This window comes from Streptomyces sp. BK022 (assembly GCF_004217355.1).
GTDB classification, from domain to species: domain Bacteria; phylum Actinomycetota; class Actinomycetes; order Streptomycetales; family Streptomycetaceae; genus Streptomyces; species Streptomyces griseoluteus.
Window position 1 is genome coordinate 712,888 of sequence record NZ_SHKU01000001.1, and the last position, 25,993, is coordinate 738,880.

A 25,993-nucleotide genomic window follows, 5' to 3' on the forward strand; every position below is an offset into this window, starting at 1 on the left:
ACCCGGCCCAGACGGCGCACCCGGTGGCTAGCCGGGGACCACCGTGTCGCTCATGCTCGGCTTCCCCTCGCCCGACGCGTTCCAGGCGCACAGCAGGATCACGTACTCGTGGCCCGCCGTGACCCCGGTGACCTTGGCGGAGCGGGCGGAGGCCGGGTAACCGATGATCCGGGAGTGGTTCGCCGGGGTGCTCTTGTCGTAGACCCACACCGCGTACCGGACGATCGAGCCGCTGTGGGAGTCGGCAGGCGCGGACCAGCGCACGTCGATCGAGCCCGCGCCGGCCGTCGCGGTGAGCCCAGGAGGCCGTCCCGCCGTCGTCGGCGCCGCCTTGCCCCGGACCGCGGAGGACCACGAGGAACGGTTGGCCGCGCCGTCACCGGCGACCGCGCGGGCCCGTACCTCGTAGGTGTGGCCGTCGTAGGGCTGGTCGGTGAACTGCCAGGACATGTCGTAGCGCGGGGCGTTCACGCCGGGCACCACGTCCTGCCAATCGGCGTTCGCGTCGCTGGTGACGTCCCGCCACTGCACGTCGTAGGTGTGCGCCCCGAACACCTTGTCCCAGGTGGCGGTGACGCCCTGCTGGGTGCCGTCGAACTCCATTCCGGACGGTGTGGCGAGTGACCGGCCGGGGACGCTGTCCGGCACGTCGGGCGCGGCCGCGCCGATGCCGAACTCCTTGTGCAGCACGGCTCCGAACGCCTGGGCGACGCGGTACTCACCGAGCGCGTTGGGGTGCAGCCCGTCGTAGGTGGTGGCGCAGGTCGTCGCCTCCGGGTCGCAGCCCATGGCCTTGTCCAGGTCGGCCAGCTCCACCGGCGAGGCGCTGGTGCTCCACCCGGGAGCCGCCTCGGCCAGGGCCGCGTTGTAGTCGCTGATGCGCTGGGGGAGGTGGGGGTTCGCATCCCCCAGGGTGGTGCGCTGGGGGACGTTGGCCAGGACGATCCGGACGTCCGGATTGGCCGCCCGCGCGTTGTCCACGAACTTCTTCATGGTGGCGACCAGGTCGGCGCCCGCGCCGTACCAGCCGATGTCGTTGAAGCCCAGCTCGACCAGGAGCAGGTCGGGCGTCCTGCCCTTGGCCTTCAGCTCCCGCATCACCGGCTCGACGGTGGGTACGGCCCGGGCCAGTGAGCGTCCCCAGAGGGCGTAGTGCGCCGAGCCGCCGGCGGAGAACCCGGCGTTCACGTCCCCGGCGTACTCGCCCTGGACGCGCGGGTCGCCCGGACCGGGCTCCGTGGGTTCGCCGCCGCCGCTCTCGCCCAGCACCGGCGGCTGCGGCGGCTCGGCGTCGGCCTGCTGCACGGTGCCCCGGTACGGTCCGACGAAGGTGACCGGCCACTTCTCGCTCCGGGCCCAGTCCCCCAGCCGGTAGCGCCAGGTGTGGTCGCCCTCGTAGCCGTGGCTGATGGAGTCGCCGACCACCATGACGTCACGGATGTCGGTGTGGGTCGCGGAGTTGCGGGCGATGATCTCGTCGATGAGTTTCCCGCCGGGGAAGTCCATCATCATGATGCCCATGCGGTCCAGGCCGGACCGCCCGCCGAACCGGTCGTCCCGCCCGGCGTAGAACTCCGGGCACCGGTCCTTCTCCCCGCGCAGGCACTGGATGAGGAAGTTGTTCACACCGGTCGCCGTCGGGGTGCCGCCCGCCACGGTGTAGGGGTGGACACCGGCTCCGGAGCCGCTGGTGTAGTTCAGGTACAGCGCGTCCTGCTCGTACGCGTGGTCCTTCTCGCCGGGCCGGCTGGCGTCCCAGGTGCCGTTGGCCCGGCGCAGGTGCGCGCGGACCTTCTCCCACTTGTCGTCGATGTCGCTGATGGTGGACAGCTCGAAGTCGTCCTGCACGTAGTCCTCGTTGGAGCCGCCGGCCGGGTAGGGCTGTGCGAGGCCGTAGCCGTCGAAGATACCGCCGCTGGTGTTCCGGTAGCCGAGGAGCACGACCTTGCCGCGCACCTCACCGAGCGTCGGGACGCGGCCCGACTGGCTCCCGCCCGTGACCGAGGGGCCCCAGAACAGATCGCGCCAGGCGGTCGAGGGGGTGCTCTCCTCACCGTCGCCTGTGTACGAGCGGCCGTCCAGGTAGGAGTCGAAGATCCGCTTGCGCCACTCGTCGGTGCCGAAACCGTCGGCGTCCTTGCAGGAGAAGGTGGAGCCGGTGCACTCCGCCTTCAGGTTCATCAGGACGGTTTCACCGGGGTGGTCGCTCAGGAAGTCTTGGGTCGCCGTCAGCACGTCGGTGAAGTTGGCGTACTGGTAGGTGGCGCCGTGGTGGACGGTGAACTTCAGTCCCTCGTCGCCCTTGTCGACCCGGACCCGGATGTCGAGCGCCCGGATTCCGGCGTCGAACTGGGTGGTCAGGGTCTTCGCGCTGAAGCCGTGGTTCTCCTGGGTCTGGGTGATGCTGGTGACGATGCCCGAGCACTGGCCCGTGTCCGGGTCCGGGGTGTCGCCGCAGAGCGCGAGGCTGTCATGGGTGCCGGGCACCGAGAGCCAGGCGAGGTCGGTCCCGTCGGGGACGTGTGACATCCAGTCGGTGTTGGCCGCGGAGGCTTCGGTGATGCTGCTGTAGTAGTCGTTCGCCCGGGCGGGGCCGGCGGAGAGGAAGACGCCGGAGACGGACAGCAGCAGGGTGAGGAGCACACCGAGGACGGTGCTTCTCGCCACCATCGCCGGCCGGGGTCTCACGGATCTTCGGAACGAGCGGGTCTGGGGTATGACGGTGATCATTTCCATCCTGGGCGGATCGGTCGGCCGGGTCCGCGCGGGCGCGCGAGAGTCGTCCGGCGAGATGTGTGATGATCCCCTTGTCGGGCTCGCCGGTTGGTGAACGCAGCCTGCCCGGGGCGTCCGTCCCGGGGCCAGCCCGGCCGGCCGTTCCGGGACGCCGGGACGTTTCGCATCCCCTGAGCAGGCAGGATGCGGCCGCGTGGGACACGGGGTGGGACGTGTGGGTGGGGTGGGGACGGTGAGGGGCGCCGATACGGCGGCCGGGCTGGGCGAGATGCTGCGCTCGCTGAAGGAGCGCACGGGCCTCAGCTACGGCGCTCTCGCGGGCCGGCTGCACCTGAGTACCTCGACGTTGCACCGCTACTGCACGGGTGACTCCGTGCCGGCCGAGTTCGCCCCGGTGGAACGCTTCGGCCGGATCTGCGGGGCGGACCCCGAGGAACTGCGGGAGCTGCACCGGCGGTGGGCGGTGGCGGACGAGGGGCGGCGCGGCAGGGTGGTGAGCCCGTCCGGGGCCGCGGTGGTGCCGGTGCCCGCGCCGGTACCGGTGGCCGAGGGTCCGCCCACTGCCGCGGCGCCGGCGCCGCGAGCACGCCAACTCCTCTCACGCTACGCCCTGTTCGGGGCCGCCGTGGTGGCTCTCAGTACCTCCGGGGCGCTGGCCATCGACCGTTTCCGCGCCGAGTCGGTACCGGCCGAGACGGTCCCGGCCGTCGTGGTGCCCGACCCGTCGGCCGGGGCGGTCGGGGCGGCCGGCGGGAGCGTCCCCCTCTCGGCGGCCGTCGTCCCGGCCGAGGACAACTGCCCCCGCACGCACGCAAGTCGGCCAGGCGCCACCACGTTCCGGGTGAAGGTGCGGAGCACGGCCCAGGGTCCCGTGACCATGGCCGGCCTCGGGGTCCGGGTCCTGTCCGCCGAGACCCCGCCCGCCGGAGCCGCCTACGCGGACTGCGGACGCGCCGACGCACGGCACCCGTTCGCCGTGGACCTGGACGCGGCCGGCCCCCGGGCGGTGAGCCCGGGACGCGGCCTCCCGTACACGGTGTCCACCGGGACCCCCCTGGTCCTCGACGTCACCGCACGGACGGCGAGGAGCGAGGTGCGCTGGTACCTGGAACTGAGCTGGACCCAGGGCACCCGCTCCGGCACGCTACGGATCGACGACGGCGGCCACCCGTTCCGTACCGGAGCGGTGGAGTAGCGCGCCCTCAGGTGCGGACCGTCAGGTACTGCCAGCCACCCCAAGTGCTCACGTTGGTCGTGTCCTTGGAGCTCCGGACGTACTCCGAGCGCACCCGGAACCTCTGGCTGACCGCGTTCGACAGGCTCAGCCGCGACGACACGGCGCTCTTGGAGCCGAGCGTGAAGCAGGCCGAGGTGTCGAGCGTGTGCCAGGCACCGCTGTAGAGCCGCTGGGCCTGGAACTTCACGCACTGGCCGGACTTGTCGGGCGACACGGTCGTGGTCACCGTCGGCCGTGTCGTGCGGTGGTAGACGCGGTAGGTGGTGCCGCTGTACGTGGTGCTCGTGTAATAGCCGCTCAGCGCCTGTGCGACCTTCACCTGACCGCTCACGGCACGGGTGGCCGCGGCCGGGGCGTAGCGGTAGTCACCGGCGAAGGACGCGGTGAACGTCGTGTTGCGGGTGAGCTTGTAGGTGGTCCTCAGGTTGCCCTTGCTGTCCACAGTGCCCGTCTTGACCAGCGTCTTCCCGCCACCGGCGGGCGTCGCCCACAGCGAGACCGTGCGGCCGTTGTACGTGGTGCCCAGGCGGGCGGTGACAGTGGCCGTCGCGCCGTAGGCGTAGGTCGAGGCGTCGGCGGCCACGGACAGGCTCGTCGTGGCGCGCGAGACCTGGACCGTCGCGGAGGCGGTGGCGGCCTGGTGGCCCCCGTCGCCCGCGTAGTCGACCGTGTACGTGTTGGCGCCGCCGGTCGACGGGGTGTCCTTGACGGTGATCGAGCCGTCGGTGGCCACGGGAGCCTTCCACGTCACGGGAGTCGTGGTGTGCGCCGCGTCCGTGCGGGTCACGGTGACCGTCCCGCCGCCGCCGTACGGGCCGTCGCCCAGGCGGGCGTCGAAGCTCAGCGCGGCGCCGCGCGTGGCGGTCGCGGGGGCCTTCAGAGTGAGGGCCGGGGCGTAGGGGGAGATGACGGTGCTGATGTCGTTCGCGCCCGGCTGGTGCGTGGTGTCGCCCTCGAACGACAGGCTGTAGGTGAACGGTCCGGCCGTACCCGGGTCGTCGGTGACCGCGAACTCGCCGGTGGCGGGGTCCAGCGGGGCGGCCGGGAGCGGCGTCGACTCGTGGGTGTCCTCGTTCGTCCGGGTCACCCGGACCGCGGTGCCCTGGTCGAAGGGGCCCCGGCTCAGGTCGGTCGTCACCGTGCCGGTGAAGGCCACCTTGTGCGGTGCCGCCGAGCTGAACTCCGGGTACGGGACGCTGGTCCCGATCCTGGACACCCACACCTTCAGCGAGGTGGTCGCGGGCCGGTGCGTGGCGTCGCCCGCGTACGACACCTCGTAGCTGTAACCGCCCTCGCCCTGGCGGGTGTCGGCGATGGCGAACGAGCCGTCCGCGCCCACCGTGGCGTCGGGCAGTTCGGTGCCGTCGCGGGTGACCTTCAGCGTGGCGCCGGCCGGCACGAAGCCGTGGCCGCCCACGGTTCCGTTCACCGTGAAGCGCTGGGCCGGGATCGCGTACGGTGAAGGGGAGTTGAGGGTGAGTTGGGTGGCCGTGAGCTTTGCGTCGCCGAGGACGTCGAGGGCGTAGGAGCCGTCGGCGCGGGTGACGGCGTAGAGCGTGCGGCCGTCGGTGCCCCAGGCGAGGCCGTCGGGGGCGACGGCACCGGAGGGGAAGGTGAAGTGGTTCTCGGCGATCGAGTCGCCCCCGTAGACGTAGGCGCCCGCGCCCGAGCCCGCGGGGGCGCCCAGGGCGATCGTGCCGTCGGAGTCGACCGCGACGGCGTCGGGGGAGGAGTTCACGCCGCCGGTGTAGTACCCGTGGGGCGTGGCGTCGCCGAGGTCCGCCGTGCTGTACACGTACACGGACGCCGACTGCGGAACGAGCAGTCTCGTGCCGTCCGCGGTGACCTTGACCGGGCCCGTCGCGGTGCCGCCGAGGCCCATGTCGGCCTTGGGGGAGGGGGTCCCGGAGGAGACGTCGTAGGTGGCGACGAGGGTGGTGTAGGGCTGGGCGCCCTGGACCGCGAGCACTCCGCCGCCGGTGCTGAGGAGGGGGGCCGCGGGCCAGTGCGGCATGCCGGGCTGCGGGGTCGGCGCGGGCGCGGCGGGGTCCAGCGAGCCGACGGTGCCCTTGCCGTCGGCGTCCGTGTAGCTGTACCAGACCTTGCCGCCGGCCATGGCGACGGAGACCGGGGCGCTGTCGGTGCCGGTGTCGACGCGGCCGGTCTCGGTGAGCGTCGCCGTGTCGATGACGGCGATCGCGTCGCCGTCGCTCAGGGCCGCGTACAGAGTCCCGCCGTCGGCGGACAGGGCCAGGCCGTCGGCGCCCTGCTCGCCGTCGACGGTGCCCACGGGGTTGCCGGACAGGTCGGTCACCACGATGCCGGTCGTGCCGGCGCCCTGGCTGAAGAAGAGGTGCTGGTGCGCACCGTCGACCACCATGTGGGCGTAGTGCGACAGGGGCAACGCGTTCGCTCCGTCGGCCCGGGCGAGGGGGCCGGTGAGGCCGACGGTGGCGGTGGTCAGCGCCGCGACGACGGATATCGCCGCCGCGAGCGAGACCTGCTTGAGGCGCATGGTGCTCCTGGGGAAGGGGGGGGCAGGCAGCCGGACGCTCGTGAGACCGCTGACCTGTCCTTTTGGTTGTACGCCGACAGACCGGGGCGCTCGCCGGGGGCGGACGGCGGTCGGCTACGCTGCGCGTCCGTGCATGGAGGGGGAGCGATGTTCAGCAGGCGGTTGGCGGTGGCCGGAGTGACGGCGTTGGTCATGGCGGGTCTGGGCGGCTGCTCGGGCGACACGGGGGGAACGCACACGAGCGCCGGGAACCACGTCCGCACCGTGGACGACGTCCCCAGCCCCTCCCCGGACACGGTGTCCGGCCTGCGCGACGAGGTACGGCACGTCTCCGCCGTGACCACCAGGGCCACCCGCCCGCACCTGGTACGCCGCTGCGCCGACGCGACCCGCCGCGTCACCCACACCCGCCGCACCGGCTCGGGCAAACGGCGCTCCGTACGCACCTGGTACACCACCGAGCACTACCAGCGCTGCCGAAAGGTCCGTCAGGGCACCGAGTCGTACCGGCGCGTGACCCGGCCCGAGCGCTGGTGCGTACGCCTGGACGACGTCGGCGGCAAGCGCTCCCGTGACGACATCTGGTACCGGGTCACCCGCACCACGTACGGCGACGCCTCCGCCGCGCACGACCACGCCCGCCTGGAGTTCAGCCCGCTGGGCACCGGCTGCTGACGAGCTGGGTGCGCGTCAGACGAAGGCGCTGATCCCCGTCGCCGCCCGGCCCACGATCAGGGAGTTCATGTCGCGGGTGCCCTCGTAGGAGTAGAGGGCCTCGGCGTCGGCCCAGAAGCGGGCGACCTCGTGGTCCAGGAGGATGCCGTTGCCCCCGAGGAGTTCACGGGCGTGGGCGACGACCTCGCGGGTGCGCGTGGTGCTGAACATCTTCGCCATGGACGCCTGCTGGTCGGTGAGCCGCCCGGCGTCCTGGAGCTGCGCCGCGCGTACGTTCATGGTCTGGCAGGCGGTGATGTCGGCCAGCATGCGGGCGAGCTGGTCCTGGACCAGTTGGAACGCGGCGATCGGCTTGCCGAACTGCTCGCGCTCCAGGGTGTAGGCGCGCGCGGCCTCGTACGCGCCCATGGCGCAGCCCACCGCGTTCCAGGAGACCCCGAGCCGGGTGGCGCGCAGCACCTTCGCGGTGTCCCTGAAGGAGTTCGCCTCCTGGAGCCGGTCCGCCTCCGGCACCCGTACGTCGCGCAGCTCGATCTCGGCGTTCTGCACGGTGCGCAGCGAGACCTTGCCGTCGATGCGGCGCGGGGTGAAGCCCTCGGCGCCCTGCTGCACCACGAAGCCCTTGACCTCGCCGTCCGCCTCGTCCTTCGCCCAGACGATCACCAGGTCGGCGAAGGTGGCGTTGCCGATCCACTTCTTGCGCCCGTTCAGCACCCAGGTGTCGCCCTCGCGCCGGGCGGTGGTGGTCAGCCCGCGGGAGGTGCCGGAGCCGACGCCGGGCTCGGTCAGGGCGAACGCGGCCAGCCGCTCCCAGCGCAGCATCTCCGGTATCCACCGCTGCTTCTGGTCCTCGGAGCCGCACTCCATGACCGAGGCGATGCCGAGGCCGCTGTGGACGCCGTGGAACGTGGCGAACGAGGGGTCGACGCGGGAGAGCTCCATGCTCACGAGCCCGGCCACCAGGGCGCCCCGGCCGGGCGATCCGTAACCCTCGAACTGGAGCCCCGCGATGCCGAGTCCGGGCAACTGCGGGATCAGCTCGTGCGGGAACTCGCCGCGCTCCCAGTAGTCGTCCGCGATGGGGGCGAGGTTCTTGCGCGCCCAGTCCCGCACCGTCGCCAGCAGCTCCTGGTCCTCGGGGCCGACCGTCTCGCGTACGTGGTAGAAGTCGGCCTCCACGGCCGCCGGGTCCGCCTCGTGGACCGTGACGGCCGGCCACTCGTGCTCCTGGCCCTGCCCGGCGTGGTCACGCTGCTGCTGTCCGGTCATGACGACCCCTCTTCTTCCCAAGTCGCGCACGGATCATGGGTGGTGGATATGCGTGCTGCTCACCGGTGCCCGCGATGCCGTACGCGTAGACCTCACCGAAGATCCCGAGTGACCGAGTCCACAGGGTGGTTCGTGGGCCACGCCCGCTCGCGGAGCAGGCGGAGGCCGTTGAGGCCGACGATCACGGTGGAGCCTTCGTGGCCGGCCACGCCGAGGGGGAGCGGGAGGGTGCCGGCCAGGTCCCAGACCACCAGGGCGGTGATGAACACGGCGGCGATGACCAGGTTCTGGATCACCAGGCGCCGGGCGGCGCGGGAGAGCCGTACGACGGCGGGGATGGCGACGAGTTCGTCGCGGACGACCACGGCGTCCGCGGTCTCCAGCGCCAGGTCGGACCCGGCGCGCCCCATGGCGACGCCGGTGTGGGCGGCGGCGAGCGCGGGGGCGTCGTTGACGCCGTCGCCTACCACCAGCACCTTGCGGCCGGCCCGCGCCATCTCCCGCACCGCCCCCGCCTTGTCCTGGGGGAGGAGCCCGGCGCGTACGTCGGTGATGCCGGCCTCGGCGGCCAGGGCCCGTGCCGCCGGTTCGTTGTCGCCGGTCAGCAACACCGGGGCGGCCGCGGTCAGCCGGGCCAGCGCGTGGACGGCGGAACCGGCTTCGTCGCGCAGCCGGTCCGCGACACCGAGTACGCCCACGGGGACGCCGTCGACGGTGACCACCACGGCCGTACGGTCCTGCTCCTCCAGGCGTGCGGCCACGGCCGCGCTCGTACCGTCCAGGAGGCGGGCCGGCCTGCGGACCACCACCGTGCGCCCCGCCACCTTCGCGCACACCCCGGTGCCGGGCGTGGAGGCGAAGTCCGTCACCGGCGGCAGGGGCAGCCGCCGGTCGCGGGCGGCGTCCACGATCGCACGGGCCAAGGGGTGTTCGCTGGGGTGCTCGGCGGCGGCCGCGAGCCGCAGCAGCTCCTCCTCGGTCAGCCCGGAGGCGGCCAGGGGGCGGATGTCGGTGACGCGCGGGGTGCCCTCGGTCAGCGTGCCGGTCTTGTCCAGCGCCACGGCGTCGATCTGGCCCAGGCGTTCCATCACCACGGCCGACTTGACCAGCACGCCGTGGCGTCCGGCGTTGGCGATCGCGGACAGCAGCGGCGGCATGGTGGAGAGGACCACCGCACACGGTGAGGCGACGATCATGAAGGTCATCGCCCGCAGCAGCGCCGGCTGGACGGTGTCGCCGAAGGCGAGGGGCACGGCGAAGACGGCGAGGGTCGCGGCCACCATGCCGAGCGAGTAGCGCCGCTCGATCTTCTCGATGAACAGCTGGGTGGGCGCCTTGGTCCCGGACGCCTCCTCGACCATCCGCACGATCCGGGCGATCACCGAGTCCGACGGGTCCCGCTCGACACGGATCCGCAGGGAGCCGGTGCCGTTGACGGTACCGGCGAACACCTCGTCCCCGACCCGCTTCGCCACCGGCAGCGGTTCGCCGGTGATGGTCGCCTGGTCCACATCGCTCGTACCGTCGGTCACCCGGCCGTCCGCGCCGACCCGCTCACCGGGCCGGACCAGGACGGTGTCCCCGACCGAGAGGTGCCCGGCGCCGACCGTCTCCTCCGAGCCGTCCGGCAGGAGCCGGGTGGCGGTGGCGGGGGCGAGATCGAGGAGTCCACGCACCGAGTCGGCGGTGCGCGCCGTGGCGACCGCCTCCAGAGCTCCGGAGGTGGCGAAGATGACGATCAGCAGCGCGCCGTCGAGGACCTGCCCGATCGCGGCGGCCCCGAGAGCGGCCACCACCATCAGCAGGTCCACGTCCAGCGTCCGGTCCCTCAGGGCCTTCAGCCCCGCCCAGCCCGGCTCCCAGCCGCCGGTCACGTAGGTCGCGGCGAACAGCGTCCCCCACAGCCACGCCGGACCGTGCAGCAGGTGGACCGGCAAAGCCACGAGGAACAGCACCAGGGCGGCGAGAGCCCAGCGCGCCTCCGGCAACGCCAGGACGCGGGTACGGCGCCGGGGCCGGCCGGCGGCCCGCGCGACGGGAGCGGAGGACGCACGGTCCAGGCCAGAAGACACGACAGAACAACCCTTCACGGGCGGAGCGGACTATCCGTCCACCATACAGGAACAGTTGAACAGGTCTTCACATGTCGTCGTTATGATGGACGCATGGGCCACGGACGCGTCACCAGCAGCACCGCCAGCACCCGCGAACGCCTCGACGCGGTCGGCACCGCCGACGTCGCCGCCACCCTCCAGGCCCTCGCCACCCCGTCCCGGCTCCACATCCTGGCCCGGCTCCAGGAGGGCCCCTGCGCGGTCGGCGACCTCGCCAAGGCCGTCGGCATGGAGACCTCGGCCTGCTCCCACCAACTCCGGCTGCTGCGCAACCTCGGCCTGGTCACCGGCGAGCGCCAGGGCCGCTCCATCGTCTACTCGCTCTACGACAGCCACGTGGCCGAACTCCTCGACCAGGCCCTCTTCCACGTCGAGCACCTGCGCCTGGGCGTCCGCGACACCCCCGCCTCCCTCGGGGAGCCTGCCGCGGCCGAGTGAGGGCTACGACTCCGCGGCGGTGTCCTTGAGGGCGTCGCAGGTGTTCTGGAACTCCTCCATCAGCCGGGTGGCCTCCACGACGAGGACGCCGTAGGGGCGTGAGGCGTCCGAGAGGGGCAGCTCGTTGTCCTGGGCGGCGCCGAGCACCTTCTGCAGGGCCTCCTGGGCGATCGTCGCCAGCCGGCACATCTCCTGGGCCTGCTCGGTCAGCGTGTCGCTGTCGAGCTCGGCGATGACGTGCGCGATGTCGCGCAGACTGGCGGCGAACTCCGCGTACGCCTTGAGGGCGGGGGCGTAGGTGTACGTGTCCTCCGTCTCGCGCCAGCGGCCGAGGCTCCGGGTCAGCGAACCGAGCTGGTAGACCGCCCGTTCCAGCGCGTCGACACTCCGCCGGTAGCGGTCGAAGCCCAGGTAGCCGCGGTGGGCGGGCAGGAAGCGGCGGGGGTTGAGGGGGAGGCTGCTCTCCGCCGTGTCCAGACCCGCGCGGGCCTGCCCCACCGCGTGCTGCGCCCTCTCGCCGGCCCGGCGCCACTTGGCGGCCCGGTCCGCGTCCACGTCTCCGGTGCCCAGGCCGTCGGCCATGTCGTCCAGCAGGGTCTCCAGCCGCCCGGCCAGCACCTGGAGCCCGTGCTCCGCGCTGCGGTACCGCAGCGGGGGCGCGATGCAGAGGTTCACGAGCACGCCCAGCCCGCATCCGATGAGGACGAGCAGGATGATCTGCCCGAGCTGGTTCACCTTGTCGGCGGTGGTGGTCGCGGTGGCGTACGTGGAAAAGGCGAAGAAGGCCGCCGTGGCGACCTGGGAGCGCTGCTCGCCCAGGGCCGGCCACCGGCCGATGCACAGGGCGATGACGGCGACCAGGACGAAGGCGAACAGGTCCGGCCCGGCGAGGAACCCGATGGCCGCCTGGACGGCCACGCCGACGGTGACCGCCGCCGTGTAGCGAAGCGCCTGCCACACGGACTTGTAGACCGTGGCATTCATGATCAGCACGGCGGAGAAGGGCGCGAAGGCGGGCGACGCCGCGTTCAGCAGGTCGTACGCGATCCACCACGCCAGCGTCGCCGCCAGCGCGCTCTTGCCGACCAGGAGCGCCGTGTTGCGCTCGTGCCCCGGCGTGCTCCACGCCCGCTTCACCCACGCGGTACAGCTCCGCAACCACTCCATGTGCTTCGCCTCGACCCTTGCTCACTACATCCGTCCAGGTGGAGCGGATACCCCGTGCGCGGGGGGTATGCGGATGGCGGCCGTCACACCGGGGACGGATAGCGTTCCGGGATGACGTCAGCACCGCGCCGCTTCCCGCCGTATCCGATCCATGGTGTACGGGTACTGCACACGAAGCAGAACTGCGCCCCGCAGTTCGCGGCGATCGAGGTGGATTTCGAACCCGCCAAGGAGGGATTCGCCTTCGAGGTGGCCCGGGATCTCACGGTGGACTACGAGCCCGCCGACGCCCTGCCGCGCTTCTTCGCGGCTGCCGCCCTGGGAATCGAGGAGCAGTTGCGCCTGCCCGAGCACGGACTCGTGGTCGCCGTCCGGGTGGTGCTGCGCCGCGCCCGCGCCGATACGTTCGGCTCGCACGAACGGGCGTTCAAGATCGCGGGCCACCTCGCCGGCCGCCAGGCCGTGGCACGTACGGAGGGCGCGGCCGACGAGTGACGCGCTTCAGGGGCGGCGCCCCAGCGGGCTCTGGGCGAGGGAGGCGAGCAGCGCGTCCGGGTCGTCGTACAGCACGTCCGCGCCGGCCTTCTCCAGGTCCTCGCGAGGGATCCCGCCGCACAGCAGGCCCACGCAGGTGACCCCGGCCCGGCTGCCCGCCTGCATGTCCCACACGGTGTCCCCGACGAACACCGATCGCTCCGGTGTCGCCCCGGCCAGCCTCAGTGCCTGCTCGACCGGCTCGGGAGCGGGCTTGCCCTGGGAGACGTCGTCGGCACTCGCCATGCCGCTGATCGCCTCGTCGGCGTCGAGCGCGGTCCGCAGCGCGGACAACTCCTGGCCGCCCGCCGAGGTGGCCAGGACGACCTTCCACCCGTCGTCCGCCAGCCGCCGCAGCAGCCGCCCGGCCTCCGGCAGCGCCCTCAGCCGCCCGAAGTACTGCCCGTACAGCGTCTTGTGCGCCGCACTGAGCGCCTCCGCCTCCTCGCGCGCCCGGTCCGCGCCCAGCAGATGGGCCACGAGATCACTCGAACCGAGACCGATGGCCCGGTGGATCGCCTGCGACGGCACATCGTGCCCCGCCTGCCGCAAGGCCTCCCACCACGCCGCGACATGAAGGTAGTTGGTGTCCACGAGAGTGCCGTCCACATCGAACACGGCGGCGCGGGCCGCGTCCTCGGCGTCGGTGGGGGGCATGGAACGCACATCCTCTCGTCACATCTGCTGTCCGCGTCGCCCGGCCCGCACCCACGCGCGGCGGCCACCGGCCCGGCATCCACACCGGGTACCCGCTTTCCGCTGGGTGACCGCGTGGCGCCGGGAAAGATCACCCCGGCCGGATTCGCCGCGGTGACCTTTGCCGCGGAACACGGCCCGCGCACCGCAGCGACTTGATGGACTGGAGCGGTGAAGATCCTGTCGCCCCGTGTCCTGCGGACTCTCGAACGGTTCAACGCCGCTCATCCCTGGGATCACAACGCCCACTACCACCGCTGGATCCTGCGACGGTTGCCGAGGCGCTTCGACCGCGCCCTGGATGCCGGTTCCGGCAGCGGCGATCTTGCGAGGCTCCTGGCCGGACGAGCCGCCACGGTGCAGGCCGTCGACACCGATCCGGTGATCACCGACCAGGCCCGGAAGCTGACTCCGTCCGGGCTCCCCGTCACCTACACCGTCGCGGATGCGATGGCCGAGCTTCCGGCGGGCCCCTACGACGTCATCACGTGCGTCGCAACGATCCACCACCTGCCGTTCACTCAGGCGCTCACCCGGTTCCGCCGTCATCTGGCGCCGGGCGGGACCCTGGTGATCGTCGGCCTCTTCCGCGCCCAGACCCCTGTGGACCACCTGCTCGGTGGGGTCGCCATTCCGGCCAACATCGCCGTGGGCTGGCTGAAGAACACGGGACGCTTCTCGAAGAGGCCCGTCTCCATGACGGCCCCCACTCGCTCAGCGGAGATGACCTTCGGCGAAATCGTCCGGGAAGTCAGGTGTGTCCTGCCGGGCGCACGGCTGCGGCGGCGGTTGTTCTGGCGCTACACGCTCGTATGGAATCGGCCTTGAGCGGCCCTGCCCCGGGAGCACTGGCCGGACACGGGTCCGAGTCATGGAACGCCGGGCTTCCCGCAGGGCGTCGTTCGGACCACACGGTTCACGCAGAGATCCGCTTGTGCCGTCGCACATACGGCGTCACCGCCGTGCGTCCCCCTCCGGCCCGCGTGAGGATGCTGGCATGGCCGCCCAGGAGCAGGACGACAGGAAGAGCACCATCACCGCGTTCAACGAGGCGGTGAACATGACGCCGGCGGAGTTGGAGAAGTGGCTCGGGACCGACGAGTCGAACGGGGCCGGGCAGCACGGCGGCGACGACGGGGAGAGCGTGGGGCACGCCTCCGGTCGCCGCATCGTCGATCTGCTGCGCACCAGGAAGAGCGACCTCTCCGACGACGACCTCGCCCACATGCGCAAGGTCGTCGGCTATGTGCACCGGCACATCGAGCAGCGTCCCGATGGTGATGTCTCCGACACCAAATGGCGTCACTCCCTGATGAACTGGGGACACGACCCGCTCAAGTGACGGCAACGGACGACGATGATTTGCCTCCTTGGCCGGCGCGGCGCCCGGGACCCCGGCCTGCCCGGCAAGCCGGCCCTGTTTCGCCACCGGTCATCGCGGTCCGGTTCCGTGGCCGCGTGCGGCCGAGGTGGCGTCCGCCCTCGGCGGCTTGCGGGCCAGCAGGCAGGCGTGCGGTCGGTAGACCCGTCCGCCGGGCTCCTGCTCCAGCCTCGCGGTGACGAAGAGTCCGGCCTGCTCCAACAGGCCGGCCACGCGCTCCAGGGGCAGGAGATACGACTCGTAGGACACCGGACGGCCGTACCCCCGCGTCGGCTCCAGCCGCTCGTCGCCGACGTAGTCACCCCAGAGCAGGTACCCGCCGGGCGCGAGCGTGCGGTGGAACTCGGCGAACACCGCCGGCAGCCACCGTGGGGGCGTGTGATGGGTGGAGTACCAGGCCAGGATGCCGCCCAGCTCCTCGTCCCCCATGTCCAGCGCGGTCATCGAGCCCTCGCTGAACCGCAGGTCCGGATGGGCGTGCCGGGCCAACTCGACCATCCTGGGCGAGAGATCGACGCCGAAGGCGGACACTCCCAGCCCGGCCAGGTACGCCGTCACCCGGCCGGGGCCGCACCCGAGGTCCGCGACCGGCCCCGCCCCGGCCGTCCGCACGAGTTCGGCGAACCCCGCCAGCATCGCGCGGGACAGCGGGTCCATCGCGGCGGGCGGCGGGACGCGTTCGACGTAATCGACGGCGACCATGTCGTACGAGTCACGGACAGCGGTCAGATAGGAGGGCTCGGCCACGCGGCCGACCCTAGCCCGCCGCCACCGTCGAGTCGGCCCTGTCGGAGCGAGTTCCGCCGCGCGGCTCCAGGGTCGTTCGTCAGTGGTGCTGGTGTACGACGGCGTGGCCCTTGCCGCGGGTGATCATCCACCGGTTGACGGGAGTGGTCAGGACGAAGGCGACGGCCAGTGAGGCCGTCAGCGAGACCCAGAACAGTGCCTGCGTCAGTCCGGCGTCCATGGCGCCCGGGACCCCGACCATGACGGTGTTGTCGATCAGTTCCATCACGGCGATGGACACCGTGTCCGCGGCCAGAGCGACCTTGAGGGCCTGGGGGAGCGGAAGGCCGGCGCGCAGTACGCCCCGCATGGTCAGCGCGTAGCCGAAGACGAAGGCGAGCGCGATGGAGAGGACGACCGTGGCCGCGTTGTGCAGACCGGCGGCGGTGCCGATCACCATGCCGAGGACCTCGCCGATGGCGCAGCCCGTCAGGCAGTGCAGCGTCGCGCGGGCGGCGGTACGCCAGGAGGCACCCGAGCCCGGGTGCGCGTCCTGATGCCGGTGTGCGGGGTGGTCCATCGTCGGCTCCTCTCGCCGTGTCGGTCACCGATAGACAACATACCCCCTGGGGGTATTTCGGTCGAGCGCTGCGAGGAGGGAGTGGTCTACGAGTACTACATGCCGCGATCCGGGCAAGAGGAAGGAGATCAACGTCAACCCGACCGGCCCCGCAAGGCCGGCTCATGCCGAGGAGGAGTGCATGTCGAAGGTGGAAGAGTCCATCGAGGTCCGCGTCCCCGTGACGGACGCCTACAACCAGTGGACCCAGTTCGAGGACTTTCCCCGGTTCATGGACGGAGTCGAGCGCATCGAGCAGCGCACCGACACCCTCACCCACTGGAAGACGAGCATCGGCGGAGTGGAGCGGGAGTTCGACGCCGAGATCACCGAGCAGATCCCCGACGAGCGGGTCGCCTGGACCAGCGTCGGCGGGGAGGCCCGGCAGGCCGGAGTCGTCACGTTCCACCGCATCGACGACGGCACGACCAAGGTCATGCTCCAGCTCGACTACGCCCCGGAAAGCCTGACCGAGAAGGTCGGGGACAAGCTGGGCTTCGTCAAGCGCCAGGCCACCGGTGACCTCAAGCGCTTCAAGGAGTTCATCGAGAAGCGGGGTGGCGCCGCCACCGGCCAGTGGCGCGGCGAGGTCTGAGCCCGCGTCGACGGCGAGGAGGGGCGGGTCCGCGCATCAGCCGGGCCCGCCCTCGCCCCGCCCGGACGCGACTGGCGACCTCACCGGCCGCCACGCAGTATCGAGTCGTCGTCCCCGGACCGGGTCCGGCACCGGACGAACGAGCAAGGAGTGCCCCTCATGCACGATGCGCTTCCCCCGCCCGCCGAGGCGTTCGTCCGGTACGCCGACGCGCTGGCGGCCGGGAAGGCGGACTGCCCGCTGCCCGGCGGCGGCAGTACCGCCGCCCGGTTCGACACGCTGGCAGGGCTCGCCCGTGAGGACCTGTGCACGGCCCGCCTGGCGGAAGGACATCTGGACGCCGTGGCGATCCGCGCCGAGCTGGAGGGAGAGCCGGTGCGCCCCGGCGAGTACTGGGGCGTGTGGGCGGCCGAACCGCCCGGCTCCGGACTGACCGCCACCCGTACGGCGGACGGCTGGCTGCTCGACGGGATCAAGCAGTACTGCTCCGGCGCCCACACCTGCACGCACGCCCTGGTCACCGCGCTCGCCGACGACGGACGCCGGCTCTTCGCGGTGCGCACCGGCATCCCCGGTGACGCGCGGCCCGCGCCCGCTGACGGTCCCGGCTGCCGGCCGGTACCCGGGACGTGGCAGGCGGTCGGCATGACAGGCAGCGACAGCCCGGACGTGCGTTTCAGCGCGGTGCCCGCCACCCCGGTGGGCGGGGTGGAGGCGTACGTGCGCCGCCCCGGCTTCCACCACGGCGGTGTGGGCGTGGCGGCCTGCTGGTACGGCGGGGCCCAGGCCGTGGCCCGCGTCCTGTTCGAGCGGGCCGGGCGGCGCGCCGACCCCTTCACCGACGCGCACGCCGGCGCGGTCGACCTGCGGCTGCACACGGCCGGGACGGCGCTGGCGCGGGCGGCCGAGGAGATCGACGCCGACCCGCTGGACAAGGCCGACACCGCCGCGCTGCGCGCCCTGCGGGTACGGGCCCTCCTGGCCGAGGTGTGTGCCGAGGTGCTGGACCGGGTGGGCCGGGCGACCGGCGCGGGGCCGCTGTGCCACGACGAGCGGCACGCGCGGGCCGCGGCCGACCTGGCCGTCTACGTACGCCAGCACCACGCCGAACGGGATCTGGCCGCTCTGGGCGCCCTGGTGTGCCGCGGTGACGGAGCCGGCCGATGAGCGCCGCGGCCGAGGGTTACGCCGACCCGATCCAGGCCCCCGGCACCGACGAGCGGGAGTGGCGCGCGTGGGGCGGCTGGGAACGGATGCCGGAATGCGCGCTGCCGACGGAGGGACGGGTCGTCGTGGTGGCGGCGCACCCGGACGACGAGGTGCTGGGCGCGGGCGGAACCCTCGCCCTGCTGGCGGCCGCCGGGGTCGCGCTGACCGTGGTGTCCGTCACCGACGGAGAAGGCTCCCACCCCGGCTCCACCCAGGTGACCCCCGACCGGCTCGCAGAGCTGCGCGCCGGTGAACTGCGCGACGCGCTGAAGGAGTTGGGGGCGGAGCAGGCGGAGATCGTGCGGCTTCGGCTGCCCGACACCGGGGTGGCCCGGCATGAGGACCGCCTGGCGGACGAACTGGCCGCCCTGCTGCCGGACGCCGCGCTCTGCCTCGCACCGTGGACACAGGACGCCCACAGTGATCACGAGGCGGCGGGGCGCGCCGCGCTGGCCGCCTCCCGTGCGGTGTCGGTGCCGTGCCGGCTGTACCCGGTGTGGCTGTGGCACTGGGCGCGCCCGGGAGACGCCCGGGTTCCCTGGGGACAGGCCGCCCGGATCGTGCTGCCGCCCGGCGTCCAGGCCCGCAAGCGTGCCGCGGTCGACCGCTTCGTCACCCAGATCCGGCCGCTCGGTGACGCGCCGCAGGACGCCGCGGTGCTGCCTCCGGAGGAGGTGGCCCACCATCTGCGCGGCTGGGAGGTGGTGTTCGGATGACCCGGCCCCGTACCCCCGACGCGTACTTCGACGGCATGTACCGTGCCGCCCGGGACCCGTGGCGGCTGACCGAGCGCTGGTACGAACGGCGCAAGTACGACCTCACCGTGGCCACCCTCCCGATGGCCCGCTACCGGCGCGCCTTCGAGCCGGGCTGCTCCGTCGGCGAGCTGACCGTCCGCCTGGCGGAACGCTGCGACGCCGTACTCGCCTGCGACCGGGTCGAGTCGGCGGTCGAGACCGCCCGCGAGCGCACCGCCGGCCTGCCGAACGTCTCGGTGCGCCGGATGCTCGTGCCCGAGGAGTGGCCGGACGGCTCGTTCGACCTCGTCGTGCTGTCCGAGCTTCTCTACTACCTGGACGACGGCGCTCTCGACCTGCTGCTGGAGCGTGCGGTCGAGTCGCTGGAACCGGCCGGCACGCTGGTCACCGTCCACTGGGACCACCCGGTGGCGGAGCACCTGAGAACCGGCACCGGTGTCGCGCGCCGCGTCGACGCGCAGCCGGGCCTCGCTCTGCTCGCCGACCACCGCGAGGAGGACTTCGTCCTCCAGGTCCACCAGCGCACCGGTCCGGACGGGCGCACGCCCCCCGGGGTCGCCGCCCGCGAAGGGCTCGCATGAGCGTGGCCACCCTCGCCGTCGTCGTTCCCGCCCACGACGAGGAGCGGCTGCTCCCGGTGGCCCTCGCGGCGCTCGCCCGTGCCGCCCGCCACCCCGCTCTGGCCGCCGTCGGGGTGCTGACGGTGGTGGCGGCCGACGCCTGCCGCGACCGTACGGAGGCGGTGGCCCGTGACGCCGGGGCCCTGGTCGTCCGCACCGACTGCCGCAACCCCGGCCGGGCCCGCGCGGCCGGGGTCCGGCACGCGCTCGAACGGAGCACCGCCAGACCTTCCGCCCTGTGGATCGCCACGACCGACGCCGACAGCGTCGTCCCGCCCGGCTGGCTCGCCCACCAGCTCGCCCGCGCGCGGGAAGGCTGGCAGGCCGTCGTGGGCACCGTGGCCCTCCCCCTCTCCTCGCCGCTGGCCGCACCGCACCGCGCGCTGTACGAGAAGACGCGGCCGCCGAAGGGCACCCCCTGGCTCCACCCGCACGTCCACGGTGCCAACCTGGGCTTCGCCGCCGACGCCTACCTCGACGCCGGCGGCTTCCCGCCGCTCGCCACCGGAGAGGACAGGGCTCTGGTGCACGCGCTGGAACGACGCGGCCACCGCGTCCTGCGCACCGCCGCGTGCCCGGTCCAGACCTCCCCCCGCCTGCGCCCCCGCGCCCACGGCGGCTTCGGCCACTACCTGTCGGCGATGGCCCGCGCTTCGGATCAGCCTCACGGGCCTTCGCCGGTGCCGGGCGTCGGCGACCCGTACGACCTCGGGGCGAGCGGCCGCGCGGACGACGTCGACGCGTAGCCTGCGCGGCCACGCAGCCGTTCGGGCTTCCGGTCGGCTACGACGGAGTTGGGCCGAGACCCGCCAGGTGGGCGGTGTCGCCCCACGTGTGCGGTCGTAGCGTGCGGCCGTCCGTGGTCCAGTGGGACAGGGAGGCATTGGGTACGGGCGGGAGGTGGCCGGGTGCGGCCGCGCCGACCCCGGCCAGGGCGTGCCGGAGGGCGAGCAGGACGCCGTCGTGCGTGACAAGCAGGACCCGGCGGCCTGGGGCGGCCTGGGAGAGGTCGGTGATGAACTGCCGTACCCGCAGAGCGACATCGGTGAGGGCCTCGCCGCCGGGAGGCCGGTAGTGCCATTCCCCGAGCAGGCGCCGGCGACAGGCCTCCTCCGGGCTGCGCGCCTGCACTGCGGTGGGCGGGTGCAGCTCGAAGATGCCCGTCTCCCGGTCTCGTAGCCGTTCGTCGACGACTGTCTCCAGGGTGGGAACACCCTGCGCGGCGGCGGACTCCCGCATCGCGTGCCAGGTCTGGCGGGCCCGCAGGTAGGGCGAGCACACGACCAGGTCGGGGCCGCTCTCGCGGTCTTGGCCCGCGAGCCACCCACCCAGGGCCTCGGCCTGGCGGACGCCCGACGGCGAGAGCGAGACGTCCCGGTCACGCCCGGCCACCGGCTCGGTCGAGCGCGAGGCGGCCGCGGCGGCGAAGGCGAGGTTGGCCGTGGACTCACCGTGCCGGACCGCCCACAACGCGCCCAGACCGCATGGCGGTGCCAGTGCCGGCCCGGCATCAGCCGATGCGGACCCTCCTTGGGGCCTTGCTCGCGGTTCCACCGTCATGAGGACGCTCCTTTTCGCGACGCGGAGGGTGAGAGCCGTGGGGCGGTCTGCCTGCCCACCCCGAGGGCTTGGCCGATGTCTACCCACGACCCACCGCCTCTTGCCGCCTCTCGCGTCCCCAGAATCGCACCGACGAGACGGCCTGGCCTTGCCGGCGGCGGGCTCGAGGAGTGCGGACCGGATCTGGTGCGCTCCTCGTACTCCCGCAGGGCGGGCGACGCGGTGATCATCCGCCAGACCGGGGCGGCGGCGTCCCCCCTCAGTGCCGTGCCAGGACGTGGATCTCCTGGCGCGGTGCTGGAGTGAGCGGCTTGTGCGGGGCGCGGTCGGGGACCGACCACCACTCGGGTCCTCGGGGAAGATCCACGCGGCCGCCGGCGACGGTCCGACGGACGGGTGAGCGTAAGTCGTTGCCCAGTGGTGAGAGGCCGTTCCTGCGTGTAGCGTCGCAGACAGATGCCGTGCCCCGCCCGCGCCCCGGCGTGGGCGTTCTGCTGTGCGCGGCGGGAACAGGGCATCACCTTCGGGTCCGCGCGGTGCGGGCCCGGTCTCGACCGGAAGGCTCAGCATGACCAGCGGTACCGTCAAGTGGTTCAACGCCGAAAAGGGCTTCGGCTTCATCTCGCAGGACGGCGGCGGCCCGGACGTCTTCGCGCACTACTCCAACATCAACTCTTCCGGCTTCCGCGAGCTCCTCGAGGGCCAGCAGGTGACGTTCGACGTCACCCAGGGTCAGAAGGGCCCCCAGGCGGAGAACATCACCGTCGTCTGACCGGTACGGCGCGGGCCCCGGAGAATACTCCGGGGCCCGCCCCGCCCCTGGGTTCTCGGCGCCCGCCTTATCGGCGTTCTCCCAGGTCGGGAACAAAAGGTGACGCCACCTCAGATGGTCGGGGTGTCGTCCACGACCGGCTTGTGGATCTCGACGACCGGCTTCCACCCCGGCGTGAACTCGATGAAGTCCGCGCGGGTGGGGTAGGTGTCGATGGCGCGACGGTCACGCTTGGGACTGTCGCCCCCCTTGCGTCCCCGGGGAACCTGCTCCTCGAAGATGTCGACCTTGACGTCGGGAACCTCCTTCAGCCCCTGGCGCCAGATCTGCACGACGTCGGCGCCGAACGCCTGCCGGGCGGCGGCGTAAAGGGCCGAGAGGGCCCCCTTGTCCCCGCTGGGCACGAAAAGCGCCAGGTCCAGGACGACGCCCGCGGACTGGAGGACCTCGATGGTCTCCGATCCGTTCTCGTCGGCCACGTAGATCCCGGCTTCGTTCTCGTCGTCCGGAAGGCAGGAGACCTCTTCCTGGAACACGGTTCGCGCCGTTATCGAACCGCCCTCGAAATCCTCACCGGACTTGGTCAGAAAAGCAGGGACATAGCAGCCGGGAAGCTTGAGTTCTGCCGTGTCGGCGGAAACGAAGAGCCTGTCCTTGATGCCGAGCTTCGTCACCTCTTCCAGCGAGAGGCGGCGAACGGCGATCTTCTCCGTGTTCACGATTTCCCTTTCAGGTTGCTCTGTCCCTCAGAGCAAGGACGCTACCATGAAACGCCCAGGTCAACTGCCCAGTAAACGTTGGGTACATGGCCTTGGCGAGCGTTGCGTTTCGGTGCTTTGGGCGCATCCCGAGGAGAGCGGTGCAAATGGACCGGTAGTCAGCCGGCGGCTGCCATGAAGCTCTGGGCCGGGGAACCGTCGCAGGCCCGCTGGGTGAGCTGCGCGCTGTCGGTGGCGGCGGATGCCGCTGTGAGGCACTTGCCGCTGTGCCGGGCGGTGAAGTGGTACCGCCCGGCGGCCTCCCGCACCGGGAGCCACTGCTGGTTCAGCCCGCCCCCGTACGCCCACAGCTGGAGCGGCGCGTTGTCGGCGGTGGAGACGTCGGTCACGTCGATGACCTGCGCCGGATCGGGGCGTACTCCGATGCGCCGGTAGCCGCCGTCGGTCCCGGCGAGGCGGAACTGCTGCGCCTGGGTGCCGTTGCAGGCGTACTGCTGGATCGCGGTCCCGTTGGCCGTGGCGGCCGAACGGGCGTCGACACAGGTGCCGTTGCCGACGTTGCGCAGCGAGTACAGGGACGTCTCGGAGAGAGTGTCGTCCGGCGGAGTCGTACCGCCCGCGCCGCCGAGCCACTTCAGCCCGTCCAGCAGGAACCGGTTCTGCGTCGCGCTGGCGAACGTCGACGACAGACGGGTGTTCGTGTCGTAGTTCATCGCGTTGTGGCCGAAGTTCGCGTAGAGCATCCGGTACTTCGTATTGGTCCACAGGATCGGGTAGTAGCCGCTGTACCAGGACTGGCCGGGGTCGGTGCCCAGGGGGAAGCTGCTGGGGTCGACCGAGGCGAGGACCTTGATGTCCGGGTTCTGCCGCAGATCCCTGGACCAGCTGTACCACTCGCTCACCGAGGAGGTGAAGGTGGCGGGCAGGTTCACGGTGGAGGGGTGCGAGCGGTCCTCGACCTTGAGGACGGCGGAGGTCGGGCCCCAGGTGTTGGACTTGAAGTCACCACTGCCCAGGAAGGTGTTGTGGTACCAGGACCAGCCGGCCGCGTCCGTGGTGAAGGCGGAGACGTGGAAGCCCATCCAGGCCCCGCCGTCGCGCATGTACTGCTCGAACCCGGTGCGCTGGGCGGCGGTCTGCGGCAGGTCGTCGAGGAAGAGGACCACCTGATAGGCGCGCACGCCGCCGTTGGCGAGCAGGTTCCAGTCGTTGCTGGCGGTGTAGGTGAAGCCGTTCGCGGCGGCCTGCCTGGGCAGCCAGTCGTTCGCCTCCTTCTCGAAGTCGATGTGTGCCGCGTCCCAGGTGCCGCTGTAGAGGCCGAGCACCTTGAACGGCGCCGCCGCGGTGTGCGCATACGCGGTGGGTGGCGCGGTGAGCCCGAGCAGGGCCGCGAGCAGGAGGAGACCCCGCAGGAGCGTGCTGCCGGATCGGGAGCTGCTGGTGTGCATCTGCTGATCGGTCCTTTCCTGCGGCCTACGGGTAGGTGGTCAAGTAGGCGACGTTGTTCGCGGAGTTGGACGGCCCTCCGGTGTTGTTGACGACATGGCTGATGGTCCCGGTGCCGCCCAGCGAGACGGTCACCATGTCGTGGAACCTGACCCCGGAGGTGTTCGGCACCTCGAAGGCCCGGTCCGCGACGACGCCGGGGTTGGTGCTGAAGTAGCAGTAGCTGCCCAGCCCCCACGCCTCGTGACCGGTGACGGAGTCGGCGACCTTGTAGGCGGGGTAGCCCTTGCCGCCGCCGTTCGTCCAGGCGGCCTGGTTCGGCGGGTCGTAGGGCATCTCGTTCTGGAAGAAGTACGTTCTGCCGCCTTGGCCGTTCCAGAGGACCTGGGTCTTCTGGAAGTGCTCGACGAACAGGCCGTACGCGGTGACACCGGCGCCGTTGACGACCAGCCCGGTGTCGGCGGTGTTGGTGGTCCAGCCAACCGTGCCGCTGTTGCCGTGGTCGGCCCGCCAGATCCAGGTGTGGTCGATGATCGTGTTCGCGCTGTTGACGACCAGGGAGTCGGTGGCCTTCCCGACGGTGGCGCCGCCGATCCGGACGAAGAAGTCGGACAGCTGCACGGGGTCGGCGGCGTGTGTGGCGGCCGCGCCGTCCGGGCCGATCCGGACGAGCGTCCGGGAGCTGGTGGTGCCCGCGTCGATCAGCAGACCGGCCAGCTGTATGCCGTCCACGTCGGCGGTGCTGATCGCGGTGATCCCGCCGTCCGGGACGAGGGTGGCCAGGCCCATGCCGAGGACGACCGTGTCGGGCCGCGTGATGTTCAGCGTCTGGTCGAGATGGTAGACACCGGGGGTGACCAGCAGGTTCTTGCCGGCCGCGAGGGCCGCGTTCAGGTCGGCCGCGGTGGCGCCGGGTTTGACGATGAAGAACTGGTCGAGCGGCAGGGACGTGCCCGCGGGTGTCCTGCCGCTCCAGGTGGTGCCGACCGCGTTCGTGCGCAGCGCGGGCACGAACACCTTGTAGGCGCCGGCCGCGTCCACGTACAGGAAGGGCTTCTCGCGGATCGTGGGGCTGCTCGCGACATTGGTGTACGTCGGGAAGGACTGGGCGGGCGCCCCCTGGTCGCCGACGAAGACCATGTTCCAGTTGGACCCCGCCCAGCTGCCCATCTGGGAGTTGCGGGTGAGGAACTGCTGCTGGGAGCCGGAGCGTATCTGTCCGTCGACCTTGGTGTCGGAGATGAAGCCGCCGCTGGACCAGCCGCCGTCGTCGAGGGCGAGGTTGCCGCGCACGTGCATGCGCCGGTACGGGGCGGCCTGCGAGACGGCCCAGCGGTCCGTGCCGCCGGTCGGGTTGACCGAGAGGTTCTCGGCGGCGCGCCAGAAGTTCTGCGTGGCGTTGCCCTGGAACCAGTCGGCCTCCGCGTGCACGGCGCCGTTGATGGTCACGTCGTCGGGGGAGAGGCCGAGGCCGGCGACCTGCGTGTAGAAGCCGACGTTGGCGTCGGCGCTGTAGGTGCCGGGCTTGAACAGCAGGGCCTGGCGGGCCGAGCCGAACTGGTTGGTCTGCTGCTGGGCGAAGACCGAGTTCAGCTTGGACTGGATGGTGGCGGCGGGCATCGAGGGGTCGAACACCGTCACGTTCGGGCCGAAGTCCGGGGTGCCGGGCGGGTTCGTCGTACCACCGCCCAGCGTGAAGGACTGCGCGGCCGTGCCGTTACAGGTGTACTGGGCGAGCTGCACGCTGTCGGCGGTGGAGGCACCGGGCACGTCCAGGCACTTGCCGCTGTTGCGGTTGACGAAGTGGTACGCGCCGTCGGCCTCGGCGACGGGCAGCCACTGCTGGTTGGCGCCGCTGGAGTACGTCCACAGCTGGACGGCGGCGGAGTCGGCGGTGGACACGTCGGTGACGTCCCAGACCTTGGTGCCGTCCAGGCCGCTGTCGATGCGGTAGTAGCCGCCGCTGGTGGCGACGAGCTGCCAGGTCTGGGCGGCACTGGCATTGCAGGCGTACTGCTGGACGGCGGTGCCGTCGCCGCTCGCGGCCGCACGGGCGTCGACGCACTTGCCGCTGCCCTTGTTGAGCACGGTGGTGGGACCGGTCGGGATCGCCGCGGCCGCCGCGGTCCGCGCGCTCGCCGGCGTCGGCGCGGCGGACTGGAGTCCGGCGGCGGTCGTGGCCATGAGCACGGCCACGGTGAGAGCTC

24 protein-coding genes and 1 pseudogene are annotated in these 25,993 nt (G+C 72.1%); 12 read left to right on the plus strand and 13 right to left on the minus strand.

The genetic code is table 11. The annotated features are described in order from the left end of the window. Window positions 1–27 precede the first annotated feature (27 nt). On the minus strand, window positions 28–2,670 hold the full coding sequence (locus tag EV284_RS03220; protein WP_165425450.1) for a phosphatidylinositol-specific phospholipase C domain-containing protein: 2,643 nt from the start codon (window positions 2,668–2,670) through the stop codon (window positions 28–30). Window positions 2,671–2,968: 298 nt separating this feature from the next. Here EV284_RS03220 and EV284_RS32925 point away from each other — a divergent pair, with 298 nt between their 5' ends. After that, the gene (locus EV284_RS32925) at window positions 2,969–3,931 is read left to right on the plus strand and encodes a helix-turn-helix transcriptional regulator (RefSeq protein ID WP_242625537.1); all 963 of its coding nucleotides are present in this window, start codon (window positions 2,969–2,971) and stop codon (window positions 3,929–3,931) included. Between the two features lie 7 nt (window positions 3,932–3,938). Here the strand turns inward: EV284_RS32925 and EV284_RS03230 are convergent, their stop codons facing one another. Beyond that, complete coding sequence (locus tag EV284_RS03230; protein ID WP_130330023.1) at window positions 3,939–6,488, minus strand: hypothetical protein; 2,550 nt, start codon at window positions 6,486–6,488, stop codon at window positions 3,939–3,941. Window positions 6,489–6,635: 147 nt separating this feature from the next. Here EV284_RS03230 and EV284_RS03235 point away from each other — a divergent pair, with 147 nt between their 5' ends. Next, complete coding sequence (locus tag EV284_RS03235) at window positions 6,636–7,163, plus strand: hypothetical protein (RefSeq protein ID WP_130330025.1); 528 nt, start codon at window positions 6,636–6,638, stop codon at window positions 7,161–7,163. Between the two features lie 15 nt (window positions 7,164–7,178). Here EV284_RS03235 and EV284_RS03240 read toward each other — a convergent pair whose 3' ends face one another. Then, window positions 7,179–8,432 carry an acyl-CoA dehydrogenase family protein gene (locus tag EV284_RS03240; RefSeq protein WP_130330027.1) on the minus strand — a complete coding sequence of 418 codons (1,254 nt, stop codon included), beginning with the start codon at window positions 8,430–8,432 and terminating at the stop codon, window positions 7,179–7,181. Between the two features lie 92 nt (window positions 8,433–8,524). Then, window positions 8,525–10,504, minus strand: coding sequence for a heavy metal translocating P-type ATPase (locus EV284_RS03245; RefSeq protein WP_130330029.1), 1,980 nt, complete (start codon window positions 10,502–10,504; stop codon window positions 8,525–8,527). A 93-nt stretch (window positions 10,505–10,597) separates the two neighbouring features. Here EV284_RS03245 and EV284_RS03250 point away from each other — a divergent pair, with 93 nt between their 5' ends. Then, window positions 10,598–10,984, plus strand: a complete 387-nt coding sequence (locus EV284_RS03250; protein ID WP_130330031.1) for a metalloregulator ArsR/SmtB family transcription factor — start codon at window positions 10,598–10,600, stop codon at window positions 10,982–10,984. Window positions 10,985–10,987: 3 nt separating this feature from the next. Here EV284_RS03250 and EV284_RS03255 read toward each other — a convergent pair whose 3' ends face one another. Continuing rightward, complete coding sequence (locus tag EV284_RS03255) at window positions 10,988–12,151, minus strand: aromatic acid exporter family protein (protein WP_130330033.1); 1,164 nt, start codon at window positions 12,149–12,151, stop codon at window positions 10,988–10,990. 111 nt (window positions 12,152–12,262) lie between these two features. Here EV284_RS03255 and EV284_RS03260 point away from each other — a divergent pair, with 111 nt between their 5' ends. Next, the gene (locus EV284_RS03260) at window positions 12,263–12,646 is read left to right on the plus strand and encodes a hypothetical protein (RefSeq protein WP_130330035.1); all 384 of its coding nucleotides are present in this window, start codon (window positions 12,263–12,265) and stop codon (window positions 12,644–12,646) included. 6 nt (window positions 12,647–12,652) lie between these two features. On the opposite strand, the gene EV284_RS03265 is transcribed toward EV284_RS03260, so the two are convergent. Continuing rightward, window positions 12,653–13,342 carry an HAD family hydrolase gene (locus EV284_RS03265; protein ID WP_130330037.1) on the minus strand — a complete coding sequence of 230 codons (690 nt, stop codon included), beginning with the start codon at window positions 13,340–13,342 and terminating at the stop codon, window positions 12,653–12,655. A 210-nt stretch (window positions 13,343–13,552) separates the two neighbouring features. Between EV284_RS03265 and EV284_RS03270 the strand changes: the two genes are divergently transcribed. Continuing rightward, complete coding sequence (locus EV284_RS03270; protein ID WP_130330039.1) at window positions 13,553–14,209, plus strand: class I SAM-dependent methyltransferase; 657 nt, start codon at window positions 13,553–13,555, stop codon at window positions 14,207–14,209. A gap of 169 nt (window positions 14,210–14,378) precedes the next feature. Beyond that, window positions 14,379–14,723 (plus strand): DUF3140 domain-containing protein, encoded by a 345-nt coding sequence (locus EV284_RS03275; protein ID WP_130330041.1) that lies wholly within the window; start codon window positions 14,379–14,381, stop codon window positions 14,721–14,723. A 90-nt stretch (window positions 14,724–14,813) separates the two neighbouring features. Here the strand turns inward: EV284_RS03275 and EV284_RS03280 are convergent, their stop codons facing one another. Both EV284_RS03280 and EV284_RS03285 read right to left on the minus strand, forming a co-directional pair. Continuing rightward, window positions 14,814–15,509: a class I SAM-dependent methyltransferase gene (locus tag EV284_RS03280; RefSeq protein ID WP_130330043.1), complete on the minus strand. Its 696-nt coding sequence runs from the start codon at window positions 15,507–15,509 to the stop codon at window positions 14,814–14,816. Window positions 15,510–15,588: 79 nt separating this feature from the next. Then, window positions 15,589–16,068: a DUF4396 domain-containing protein gene (locus EV284_RS03285; RefSeq protein WP_130330045.1), complete on the minus strand. Its 480-nt coding sequence runs from the start codon at window positions 16,066–16,068 to the stop codon at window positions 15,589–15,591. Window positions 16,069–16,249: 181 nt separating this feature from the next. Between EV284_RS03285 and EV284_RS03290 the strand changes: the two genes are divergently transcribed. The 5 genes from EV284_RS03290 to EV284_RS03310 all read left to right on the plus strand — a co-directional run bounded on the left by EV284_RS03290 (window position 16,250) and on the right by EV284_RS03310 (window position 20,035). After that, window positions 16,250–16,702 (plus strand): SRPBCC family protein, encoded by a 453-nt coding sequence (locus tag EV284_RS03290; protein WP_130330047.1) that lies wholly within the window; start codon window positions 16,250–16,252, stop codon window positions 16,700–16,702. A gap of 159 nt (window positions 16,703–16,861) precedes the next feature. After that, entirely contained in the window at window positions 16,862–17,869 is a 1,008-nt protein-coding gene (locus EV284_RS03295) for an acyl-CoA dehydrogenase (RefSeq protein WP_207228894.1), read from the plus strand. Beyond that, window positions 17,866–18,627 (plus strand): PIG-L family deacetylase, encoded by a 762-nt coding sequence (locus tag EV284_RS03300; RefSeq protein WP_130330049.1) that lies wholly within the window; start codon window positions 17,866–17,868, stop codon window positions 18,625–18,627. The genes EV284_RS03295 and EV284_RS03300 overlap by 4 nt, the downstream gene beginning before the upstream one ends. After that, complete coding sequence (locus EV284_RS03305) at window positions 18,624–19,250, plus strand: SAM-dependent methyltransferase (protein WP_130330051.1); 627 nt, start codon at window positions 18,624–18,626, stop codon at window positions 19,248–19,250. Before EV284_RS03300 ends, EV284_RS03305 begins: the two co-directional genes overlap by 4 nt. Further along, on the plus strand, window positions 19,247–20,035 hold the full coding sequence (locus EV284_RS03310; protein WP_130330053.1) for a glycosyltransferase: 789 nt from the start codon (window positions 19,247–19,249) through the stop codon (window positions 20,033–20,035). Before EV284_RS03305 ends, EV284_RS03310 begins: the two co-directional genes overlap by 4 nt. Before the next feature lie 37 nt (window positions 20,036–20,072). On the opposite strand, the gene EV284_RS03315 is transcribed toward EV284_RS03310, so the two are convergent. Beyond that, entirely contained in the window at window positions 20,073–20,849 is a 777-nt protein-coding gene (locus tag EV284_RS03315; protein ID WP_130330055.1) for a histidine phosphatase family protein, read from the minus strand. Window positions 20,850–21,040: 191 nt separating this feature from the next. Further along, window positions 21,041–21,183 (minus strand): annotated as a pseudogene (locus EV284_RS33070) (TetR/AcrR family transcriptional regulator); the annotation flags it as partial. A 234-nt stretch (window positions 21,184–21,417) separates the two neighbouring features. On the opposite strand from EV284_RS33070, the gene EV284_RS03325 reads away from it, so the two are divergent. Then, window positions 21,418–21,621 (plus strand): cold-shock protein, encoded by a 204-nt coding sequence (locus EV284_RS03325; RefSeq protein ID WP_031179266.1) that lies wholly within the window; start codon window positions 21,418–21,420, stop codon window positions 21,619–21,621. A gap of 110 nt (window positions 21,622–21,731) precedes the next feature. Here EV284_RS03325 and EV284_RS03330 read toward each other — a convergent pair whose 3' ends face one another. The 3 genes from EV284_RS03330 to EV284_RS03340 all read right to left on the minus strand — a co-directional run bounded on the left by EV284_RS03330 (window position 21,732) and on the right by EV284_RS03340 (window position 25,970). Next, on the minus strand, window positions 21,732–22,340 hold the full coding sequence (locus EV284_RS03330; protein WP_130330057.1) for a hypothetical protein: 609 nt from the start codon (window positions 22,338–22,340) through the stop codon (window positions 21,732–21,734). A 158-nt stretch (window positions 22,341–22,498) separates the two neighbouring features. After that, window positions 22,499–23,788 carry a ThuA domain-containing protein gene (locus EV284_RS03335; RefSeq protein WP_130330059.1) on the minus strand — a complete coding sequence of 430 codons (1,290 nt, stop codon included), beginning with the start codon at window positions 23,786–23,788 and terminating at the stop codon, window positions 22,499–22,501. 25 nt (window positions 23,789–23,813) lie between these two features. Further along, the gene (locus EV284_RS03340; RefSeq protein WP_130331026.1) at window positions 23,814–25,970 is read right to left on the minus strand and encodes an RICIN domain-containing protein; all 2,157 of its coding nucleotides are present in this window, start codon (window positions 25,968–25,970) and stop codon (window positions 23,814–23,816) included. Window positions 25,971–25,993 lie beyond the last annotated feature (23 nt).